Origin of the sequence: Acetobacter pasteurianus subsp. pasteurianus LMG 1262 = NBRC 106471 (genome assembly GCF_000285275.1) — a bacterium.
Taxonomy (GTDB): domain Bacteria; phylum Pseudomonadota; class Alphaproteobacteria; order Acetobacterales; family Acetobacteraceae; genus Acetobacter; species Acetobacter pasteurianus.
In genome coordinates, this window is record NZ_CADO01000088.1 from 1 (window position 1) to 3,091 (window position 3,091).

At 48.1% G+C, this 3,091-nt stretch carries 3 protein-coding genes; 1 reads left to right on the plus strand and 2 read right to left on the minus strand.

Going from position 1 to position 3,091, the window contains the following annotated elements; genetic code table 11:
• Positions 1-447 precede the first annotated feature (447 nt).
• Complete coding sequence (locus tag APA10_RS11350; protein WP_035366749.1) at positions 448-939, minus strand: DinB family protein; 492 nt, start codon at positions 937-939, stop codon at positions 448-450.
• Between the two features lies 1 nt (position 940).
• Complete coding sequence (locus APA10_RS11355) at positions 941-1,393, minus strand: Rrf2 family transcriptional regulator (protein ID WP_026019419.1); 453 nt, start codon at positions 1,391-1,393, stop codon at positions 941-943.
• Between the two features lie 88 nt (positions 1,394-1,481).
• Between APA10_RS11355 and APA10_RS11360 the strand changes: the two genes are divergently transcribed.
• Positions 1,482-2,798, plus strand: a complete 1,317-nt coding sequence (locus APA10_RS11360) for a globin domain-containing protein (protein WP_003631267.1) — start codon at positions 1,482-1,484, stop codon at positions 2,796-2,798.
• Positions 2,799-3,091: the final 293 nt, after the last annotated feature.

The following is a 3,091-nucleotide window of genomic DNA, read 5'->3' on the forward strand; positions in this document are numbered from 1 at the left end:
CTGAATTCTACAAAATGACCCGAAATTGCCTCAAGTGTGAGAAATCCGCGACGATGGTCTCGTTCTTCGAAAGAGGTCCCTTTTTTGGGCTCCTGCCGCTTTGCCGTGAGCCCAGATGTTCGTGTTATCCAGAAAAGTCATTCCGAGCGTCACTCCGTGTTGTTCCTGAACCAGTTCGAGCAGACGCTCCCATCCGTCGAGTTTCACCCGGCGGATGAAAAGCTGCGTTGCCCGCCACCACGCACCCAGTTCAGCGCGGATACACCGTCATTTCGTGCCATTCTCATTGGCGCTAGAAAATCGCTGCTATCGTACGCCGCAGGTCATGGGCGGCGTCTTATCTCTTGGGCGAAGCGTCTCAATCAGAGGTTCCCAGATCAACCATGTCTCGTTCGTAAAAGTGCCTGTTCCGTCCCCTTCTTCCATCCTCGTAATATGGGAAGAGTTTCAAGATCTAACAGGTCCTAGCTGTTTTCTATGTTTCATATGAGTGGTGAACAGGATTCCATTGACATCGTATCCGCGCTTGCTGATTCTGTCATCAACGACACTTATGTGATATAGACCATGAGTAAGAAGATGAGTCAGGATGCCTTGTGCGGTTAACTGACCAGGTTCTCCATCGGTGTATGTGAAGTCAAATACTGCCTGTCGATCATGTTCAGACAGATTTGTCTCATAATTTATCAGCCAATTGTCTGTATTACGAACACTTGTGATCAGTTCGGTCGCTGAAGGTAGTTTATCGACTACAGTTTTTGAATAAACGTGTTTCGTTTTCGTTAGATGTGCGCGGAAAATCTCGTCGACAATATTGATATGTGCTAACCAGAACAGGATTGTTTCGACGATTTCCTGATCACCTGACTTTTCTGCATTCATAAGACATGTAATCAGATTTTCATCCATCCACTTTTTGTATTCCATTAATCCTGACATATTAATCCTTTGTTTCATTTCTGATGAGTCGTTCACATTCAAACGGAGTAATCATATCGGCCAGAGTGTAGCGGTCGAGAACGGACATCATCGCCTGCATTGTTTCTGACAGAACCCCTCGGAGTCGACATGAGGGCATAAGAATACACGTGCCCTCTCTTTCACAAGTTTTGTGGCTGAGGCAATCAAGCAAGCTCATGTCTTCTTCCATATAACTTACGACTGCACCGATACGTATCGTTTCGGCCAACCTTCCCAAACGGATACCACCATTGCGACCACGCAGGGTTTCAATAAAACCACCTTTACCCAGACGATGAATCACTTTGACCATGTGAGTTTCAGAAATCCTGTAGGTCTCAGCGATCTCCCGAATGGAAGACAGTCGATCAGTTCGACTACCCAGGAAGATCAGTGCACGGAGCGCATAATCGGTCTGCAAATTAAGTTTCATACCTACAGCATGCATCTACTTGACAGGTTTTCCAAGATGTCTGACACAAAAGGTGTATGGACTATGAACCTTAAAGGATCGAATCACAATGTCCGCCCCACTCGACGAAAAAACACGCGCTCTCGTTGTTGCGACAGTTCCAGCTCTCAAAGCGCACGGTCTTGCGATTACGGAAGAAATGTACAAGCGTCTTCTGTCGCACCCCGAAATTCGAGATCTCTTTAATCTCTCCCATCAGCGGGATCTGGAGCAGCCCAAAGCACTGGCGCTGGCTGTTCTCGCGTATGCCGAGCATATCAATGATCTTGGAAAGCTGCGCGGCATGGTCGAGCGCATTGCCGAAAAGCATGTTGGCCTGAACATTTTGCCTGAGCATTATCCTTTCGTTGCAGACGCGTTGATCGGTGCTATCAAGCACGTTCTCGGCGATGCGGCGACTCCGGAAATTATTGATGCATGGGGTAAAGCTTACTGGTTTCTGGCAGATGTCCTGATCGGTCGAGAAAAACAGATCTATGACGAGCACGAACATGCTCCTGGAGGCTGGAAGGGGTGGCGTGAATTCACGGTCCGAGCACGGCACAAAGAAACGCCTTTCATTACTTCGTTTGATCTGGTTCCAGTCGATGGAAAGCCGCTTTTTCATCATAAGGCCGGCCAATATCTGAGCTTCAAACTTGATATTCCGGGTCACGGGTCACAACGACGTAATTACAGTATTTCTTCAGCACCTGGGGCCGACCATTACCGTATTACTGTCAAGCGTCATGATCAGGGGGTAGTCTCAACGTGGCTTCACGACAGTGTGCAGGTCGGTGACATTCTTCAGGCCGCTAATCCAGCGGGTGATTTTTTTCTGGATGAAGCCAGTCATGCCCCGGTCGTTCTTCTGGCGGCAGGCGTTGGTCTCACGCCGCTGATCTCTATGATTGAAGATCTTGTCGCAACACATTCTGGTCGTAAAATACATTATGTTCTGGGAGCCGACACAGTTGATCTGGCAGCGTTTGTGCCTTTTGTGACGTCTCTGGCGACTGCAGGAAAACTGACAGCTGAGTTCTTTTTTGCAAAGGGCAATGTTCCTGCGGGAAACCTTCCAGGACAGCCTGTTGCGCAATCCAATGTTGCTTCATCAGGATGGCTGCATAGAACACTCAGTCATTTGACAGGTAGCAAGAGAACAATACCAGAAGCTGTCTCTTCTGCGGGTATTACGGTTCATTCAGGTCATATTACACAAGATTGGCTGCGCAAAAACCTTGATCACGCAGCGACCTATTACATCTGTGGCCCGGATTCTTTCATGCGCGACATGATTGAAACTTTGCGTAACGAGCAGTTGTCAGGCTCTCAGATCCGCTATGAGATTTTTGGCTCCGCATCTGATCCGGCTCTGGTGATCTGAAACCTGTCAGACGACCTTCTCAGAAAGGAGGAGGTCGTCCGGTCGCTTTTTTTCTGTTTTCTTAAAGTTTTAGCCAGAAAGTCCGTTCAGGATGTCCAAGACGTCATTAGTCAATCGTGCTGACAGGGATCCTGTCAGCACTGTCCTGAAGTGGGTTTTACTTGTTGTCGGGTTTGCTACCGCGATGCTGCTGTTCTGGACAACACTCAAGACATATCAGGGTGTTCCACCTCAGCCTCAGTGTCTGACCGAAAATGAGTTGAGTGATTTCAGTGGATTATGATTCATGGGTT